General features: G+C 37.8%; 7 protein-coding genes. All 7 read right to left on the reverse strand.

The genetic code is table 11. The features are described from left to right. Window positions 1-103 precede the first annotated feature (103 nt). Window positions 104-799 (reverse strand): YrrS family protein, encoded by a 696-nt coding sequence (locus V7097_RS08045; protein WP_335703087.1) that lies wholly within the window; start codon window positions 797-799, stop codon window positions 104-106. Between the two features lie 89 nt (window positions 800-888). Beyond that, window positions 889-2,664, reverse strand: a complete 1,776-nt coding sequence (locus tag V7097_RS08050) for a peptidoglycan D,D-transpeptidase FtsI family protein (protein ID WP_335703088.1) — start codon at window positions 2,662-2,664, stop codon at window positions 889-891. Between the two features lie 136 nt (window positions 2,665-2,800). Continuing rightward, window positions 2,801-3,277: a transcription elongation factor GreA gene (gene greA / locus V7097_RS08055; protein WP_335703267.1), complete on the reverse strand. Its 477-nt coding sequence runs from the start codon at window positions 3,275-3,277 to the stop codon at window positions 2,801-2,803. A gap of 164 nt (window positions 3,278-3,441) precedes the next feature. Next, a complete protein-coding gene (gene udk / locus V7097_RS08060; RefSeq protein ID WP_335703089.1) occupies window positions 3,442-4,077 on the reverse strand; it encodes a uridine kinase in 636 nt (211 codons plus the stop codon). Between the two features lies 1 nt (window position 4,078). Beyond that, window positions 4,079-5,356 carry a peptidase U32 family protein gene (locus tag V7097_RS08065; RefSeq protein ID WP_335703090.1) on the reverse strand — a complete coding sequence of 426 codons (1,278 nt, stop codon included), beginning with the start codon at window positions 5,354-5,356 and terminating at the stop codon, window positions 4,079-4,081. Window positions 5,357-5,379: 23 nt separating this feature from the next. Then, complete coding sequence (locus tag V7097_RS08070) at window positions 5,380-6,309, reverse strand: peptidase U32 family protein (RefSeq protein ID WP_335703091.1); 930 nt, start codon at window positions 6,307-6,309, stop codon at window positions 5,380-5,382. Then, on the reverse strand, window positions 6,306-6,956 hold the full coding sequence (locus V7097_RS08075; RefSeq protein WP_335703092.1) for an O-methyltransferase: 651 nt from the start codon (window positions 6,954-6,956) through the stop codon (window positions 6,306-6,308). The genes V7097_RS08070 and V7097_RS08075 overlap by 4 nt, the downstream gene beginning before the upstream one ends. Window positions 6,957-7,148 lie beyond the last annotated feature (192 nt).

Genomic DNA, 7,148 nt, shown 5'->3' on the forward strand with positions numbered 1-7,148 from the left:
TATTCATCTTATTTTTTCAATCATCATTGCATAAAAATGGATACAAAAAAGCGCAGGATCACCCGCGCTTAATTTAATCATCATCTTCATTTTCATCAGGTTCTTAATTATTAAATTCTTTATATGTTTGACTATCATTTTCTTTTAATTCTTCCACTTGTGTAGGTTTCCATCCTTCATTTGGAACCCAATCTAAGTATACTCTAAGAACTTGTTTTGTTGTTTTTGATGAAACGGTTGCAGTAATGGAGTTTTCCCCATTTCTTCCTAGCCACCAAACAACCATATCTGATTGATCAAAACCTGTTGCATAGCTTGTGGCCATCTCCATTTCATTTCGGTCAACTGAGTTTTCTGCATAATCAATGCTATGCGGTTCTGCCTGTGTAGTACCGATTGGTTTCCATGCAGGATCAACAATTGTTTTCAAAACATTTGATCCTGGGTCACCTTCTGTAACAACAGCAGATTCATCAGATTCTGGAGCTTGATCTTCCTTATTTTCTTCGGAAGATTCCTGTTTATTTTCTTGTTCATCCTGTTTATCAGTGGAAGCTTTTTCTTTGTCCTTTGAATCATCCGAAGCAGCTTTTCCCTCATTGTCTGCTGGTTGGTTCGTTTGATTTGAAGACGCAGATTCATCAACATTTTTGTCTCCAAAAATGAGCTTTCCACCAAAAAAGACAATCATAACAACTACAAGGACAATTAAAATATTTAAAATTCGATTTACCTTTTTTCGTTTCGCTCTTCTTTCCGATCGAGGACCTTCATATAGTTTGTCTATGTCATACCCCATTTTATAGTACCTCCTAAAAACGACTATTTCTCAATCGACTATCTTCTTATTCTAGCATGTGTGAACGAAAGGTTGAAGACATTTCTTTATCAGTCGTTTGTTTTGGTACTTTTTTCCTGTTCCAATTGATGTATTCCTTGAACGATTTCATAAAAAACTGTATTTGTTACAGACTGAGAGCCTGGCTGCTCCAAATTGACCACTACAAGTGCATATTTCGGGCTTTCAAATGGAAAATATCCCGCAAACCATGTATTGACAAGTCCAGTCTCACCTTGTTTTTTTCCGGTTTCAGCTGTTCCAGATTTACCGGCCACACTATAAGGAAGATCGGCAAATCGTTGTCCAGTTCCAGATGTAACAACTCCTCGAAGCAATTCCTGGAGCCTGCTTGCTGTATATGGTGCAATTTTGGGTCCTTCCATATCCTGTTTTGAAAAAGAAAATAAGGTTGTACCGTTTTTATATAACACATCACTAACAGTTCGAACTTCTTTTTTTGAACCGCCACGCGCAATGGTTGACATCATATTCGCTATACCTAATGGAGTTACCCTAACATCCTTTTGACCAATCGCTGTTTGCGCAATGGCTTTTGAAACATGTTTATCCTTTTCATCTGTCCAAATTTGTCCATTATATTCTTTTGGGATTTGCTTGAAATCCTGAAAGCGAAATACATCACCATTCCAGCCCACAGGACCAAGTAAGCCAAGCATTTCGGAATATTGTTCAATTACATTTTGATCCTTTTGTAATAATTCCTGCGCAAGGCTAGCAAAAGTATAATTACAGCTTTTTGCAAAGCTATTATGGAAATTAAGCATCCCATGCGGATATTCAGCTTGCCCTTCTCCATACAAATTTTGGTCACAATTGAATATTCTATCGTTAGAAATTTGCTGATGTTCAATCGCAGCAGCGGCTATTACCGTCTTAAAAACCGATCCAGGAAATTGGGGCATGATCATTTGATTTTGGGCAGTGCCATCTCCAAATGGATTCTTTGAATTTATATCCGGTTTACTAACCATAGCAAGTAAATCATTGGATTCTACATCAAGGAGGACAATTCCCCCTTTTTTCAAATCATTCTTATCAAGAATACTTTCCGCCAAAAGCTGTAGATCTTTATCTAAGGTTGTCTGAATTGCGACTGGATAATAAGGATTTGCTGGCGCTGTGTATTTTACATCAATTCCAAATAATGGGCCTCCATCCCCTGCTACATGATATAAAAGCTTCGCCTCTCCTTCTGGCAATAGGAATTCATCAAACGTCGATTGCAAACCAGTGATTCCTAGTTTCGTATTCTGTGGTAAATAGGTTTTCTCAGGATAGCGCTTCTGGAATAATTCCTTATTTTCACGTATTAGGCCAATTAAATGTTCAGCAATATCACTATCAAGCTCATATTGACGATGGACAGCAAATACACCTGGAATTTGGAGTTTGTTAATTGTATTCATCTGGTTTTCTGTTAATTCTATGGGTTTGTCTCCCCCTACGATTACAGGCTTTTTGGCATCCTGAATTTGATTTTTTAAGTCAGTTGCAGAGAGGTTTACGATTTCAGCTACGTCCTCAGCTGGCCATTCAATGTTTTTTAAAAAAGGAAACAACACGAGTGTTGGATAATATTCGTGGGTTAATGCCTCCCTATTGCGGTCGATAAATCGTCCACGACCTTGGTCAATAACAAGTTCTTGCGTTCGTTGCGAAACACTTGCTTCAATTAAATTAATATCTCGATTCGTAAATGTTTCAGTACTAACGAGCTGTAATTGCATAAGTCGGCCGATTAACCCTGTTAATGTTAGAAGGATCACGACTAGGATGATAAATGCACGTTTTTTAATTACCATAGAAAAACACCTCGTCTACAGTTTCGACGAGGTGTCACAATATTTATACATATAAATCAAATTCGCCTTGGCGTATTTGCGCCCAGATTCTTTCGAGCAAGCCCGAAAAGTTACCTTTTCTATCTTTTATATAAAGTTAGTCAATTTTTGTAATTTCGACAAGCATATCTCCACCTGGAGTTTGAACCGTTACTTTATCCCCAACATGCTTGCCAAGCAAGCTTTTTGCAATTGGAGAGTCATTTGAAATTTTCCCTTCAAAAGGATCTGCTTCAGCACTTCCCACAATTGTATATGTTTCTTCTTCACCATCCGGAAGCTCAATAAAGGTTACAGATTTCCCTAATGAAACCTTACCTGCGCTATCAGCATCCTCTTCAATAATTTTTGCATTACGAATCATATTTTCAATAGTTGTAATACGTCCTTCAACAAATGCTTGCTCATCCTTCGCTGAATCATACTCCGAGTTCTCTGAAAGATCACCAAAGCTTCTTGCGATTTTAATACGTTCTACAACCTCTTTACGCTTAACAGTCTTTAAATTCTCTAATTCCTGCTCTAATTTTTGCTTTCCTTCTAATGTCATTGGAAATACTTTCTCTACCATAATCCCTTCACTCCTTGTAGTCGTTACAATCCCCCTGTGATTGCTTTCAATATGTAGTACGAATTGTTTTTTCTTTTTTGTATGTAAGGAAAGGAATGATAGGGAATTTCTACCATTCCTTTCCTTATGATTTGTACTATCATAACATCTTTTTCTCTGTTATGTTATTACAAAATGACGTTTTGTTCAAGAATTGTTTGAATTTTTGTTACCATTAAATCAATTGCAACGTGATTTTGTCCACCTTCAGGGATGATGATGTCCGCATATCGTTTCGTTGGTTCACAGAATTGATTATGCATTGGACGAACCACCGTTTCATATTGCTCGATAACAGATTCCAACGTACGACCACGATCTTTAATGTCACGTAGCATTCTTCGGATGATGCGGATATCTGCATCTGTGTCAACAAATAGCTTTATATCCATTAAATCGCGTAGCCGCTCGTCCTCAAGTACGAGAATCCCCTCTAAAATAATGACATCTTTTGGTTCAACGAGAATCACTTCAGAAGACCTTGTATGAAATTTATAGTCATAAACCGGCTTACTTATACCTTTGTAATCAAGAAGATTTTTAATATGCTTAATGAGTAAGTCATTATCAAAAGCTAAAGGATGGTCATAATTTGTATTTAATCTTTCTTCAAAAGGCATTTGGCTTTGATCTCTATAATAAGAATCTTGCTCGATCATTAAGATGGAGTGACCCCTAAAATGCTCATAAATGGATTTTGATACACTTGTTTTACCAGATCCTGAGCCCCCAGCGATGCCAATGACAATTGGCTTCTTGCTCATTTTACTTCCCCTTTCGCATCATGTTGTTCGGATAAACAGGCTTGTCCACTTTAAACGAAACGATTTGCAATGGATGTTTTGCAGCCTCGATCCCGTTTCCGTCCTCATCCCAAATCGTGTCAACTGTTTGTGTAAAGTTGTCAATTTCAGGGCCGAAAAATTCAATCTGGTCACCTTTTTTAAAGTAATTTCGCTGCTGTAATGTTACAATTGCTGAATCCTTATCATAGTCTAACACCAGACCAGCAAAATCATAAGTTGTTTTTTTGCTATGTGTGCCATACATTTGCTCTTTTACACCAGGAACCCCTTCAAAAAAGGCTGGAGCAGTATCACGATTTGCACATTTATCAAGCTCTTTTAGCCACTCTTCATCGATGACAAAATTGTCTGGGTCAGCACTATACGCATCGATCACTTTTCGGTAAACACTTACTACCGTAGCTATATAGTGAATCGATTTCATTCGTCCTTCGATTTTTAAACTGTCAATTCCTAATTCAATCATGCGTGGAATTGATTCGATAAGCTTTAAGTCTTTTGGACTCATCGCAAATGGTGCGTCCTTTTCATCAAATAGAGCTACTTCATTTTCATGTTCATCAAGCTTAAATAAGTCGTAATCCCATCTACATGATTGGCAGCAGCCACCACGGTTGGAATCTCGTGCTGTCATATGATTACTTAACGTACAACGACCAGAATAAGCAATACACATCGCACCATGTACAAATGTTTCGATTTCGATATCTACTTTTTCCTTCATTTCTTTAATCTCATCAGCACTCGTTTCACGCGCTAGTACGACTCGTTCTAGCCCTTCTTCCTTCCAAAATTGAACAGCCTTCCAGTTGGATAGGGATTGCTGAGTGCTTAGGTGTACTTCCATTTTTGGAGCTACTCGTTTACATGTTTCAATAATAAGTGGATCTGCTACGATGATACCTGAGACTCCTGCTTTTTCGAGGCCCATTAAGTATTCATCTAGTCCATCCATGTTTTCATTATGAGCGAAGATATTGGTAGTGACATAGATTTTTGCTCCATATTTGCTAGCAAATTCTACACCCTCTGCGATTTCATCTAGTGTAAAATTATCAGCGTTAGAACGTAATCCATATTCTTGACCACCGATAAAAACGGCATCTGCACCATAGTGAACAGCAATTTTTAATTTTTCCAGGTTACCTGCAGGTGCAAGCAATTCTGGCTTTTTGACAATCACACGCTTGCCGTCAACTATTTTTGAAATAGGCTCTCTTACAATTGCTGTTGACATGCATTTTCCTCCTCTTTATCTTATCAGTAAACTGTTTCTTTAAAGAAGAAACCTGTATCTAATGGGCGATTGACTGGTTGAAGGTCTTCAAGTTGCTCTAATAGGTCATCTTTGACATCTTCATATTCAGCACGATTTTCCACACATAAGTCGATTGCTCTTCGATAGATTTTCGTAACCTCTAGTAGATATTCATTAGATTTTAAAATCCCTTCGATCTTAAAGCTATCAACGCCAGCATCAATCATTTCTTCTAATTCATCAATAATACAAACATCATTTGGGCTCATGATATGTGTACCATTTTCATCTTCAAAAACCGGATATTTGTTGTCGCGCTCTTTATCAAATAAAAACATATCTCTTTCTTTTTTCCGGTTTTCAATTTCCATCACATTACCTTGATACTCGAAATAGTTTCCTACTAGTGAACGCTTTGATTGGAACATGCACATCATGCCATGAACTTGAACCTCAATTTCAACCGCTGCATTTTCTTTTATTTCGACAATCGCATCCATATTTAATTCACGGGCAAGCACTGCACGTTTTGCACCTTTTCTTCCCCAGTAATTACTTGTATACCAGTTCGTCCCAGTCGTTTCTGTATTCCAGTGAAGCTTCATTTCTGGCGCAACCTCACGGACCGTCATCAATACTGCAGGGTCTCCGAACACAATTGCATCAACTTTATTATCCTGTAAAAATGCAACATAGTCTGCTAACTCATCCACTTTTTCATTATGGAAAATAGCATTCATTGCTACATATATTTTTGCATCATGAGCATGGGCAATTTCAACCGCTTGAACAATTTCCTCTTGTTTAAATTCCCCAGCAAGACGTAACCCATATCGTTGTTCACCTATAATAAAAGCTGTTGCCCCAGCTTGAATCAATGGTTCAATTTCTTCGACACATGTAGGCGTGACCAGAAGCTCTGGTTTCTTCATTCTCTAACACCTCTTCTTTTACTTAATGCAACCCCATCCCCTACTGGTAAGATGGTCGTTTGGTAATCTGGGTGTGTGTGGAGCCATTCGTTGTACGATTTGATTTTTGTTACGAGATTTCGGATTCTTTTATTCTCGATTTCTTCCTCCGTCACAAGCCCTTTAAATAGTACATTATCAGTCACAATTAAGCCATCCTTTGAAAGGCATTTTTCATAGATGTCAAAAAAATGTCGATATTGGCCTTTTGCTGCATCAATAAATATGCAGTCAAATTCACCGTGTTTTTTTACTTCATTCGCAACTTCAAGAGCATCCCCAAAAATCACTTCGATTTGAGAGCCTGTCCCAGTCAGGTCAATATTTTCGAGGGCTTTTTCATATCTCTCTGCATCCCTTTCAAGTGTTACGATTTTTGTTCCTGGAAGTGCTTGCGCCATGCGAATCGCTGAATAGCCAATCGCGGTTCCAATTTCGAGAATTTGCTTTGGCTGAGATATTCGAAGTATTTGAAGCATCGTTTCAATGCCGACTAGTTCCATGATTGGTACATTGTTTTCCCTTGCATAATGTTCAATTTCTTCAACGATTTCGTTCCTTTTTGGAATTAGAGTCTCTATATAATTGGTTATTTTACTTGAAAACAAGAAAAAAACCTCCATTTCAGTATGGTGGTATTGGTAAAGACGTAATTATTTGTTTTTGTATAATAATTTTTCTTGAATTATTTTACCATAAAGAAACAGGGAACGCCATATTGGGTTCCCCTTATATCAAATACGCCTTGGCGTATTTGCGCCCAGATTTTTTTTGGCCCACACGATGTGGGTCACAAAGAC

Origin of the sequence: Bacillus sp. JJ1562 (genome assembly GCF_036962705.1) — a bacterium.
GTDB lineage: Bacteria > Bacillota > Bacilli > Bacillales > Bacillaceae_L > Ferdinandcohnia.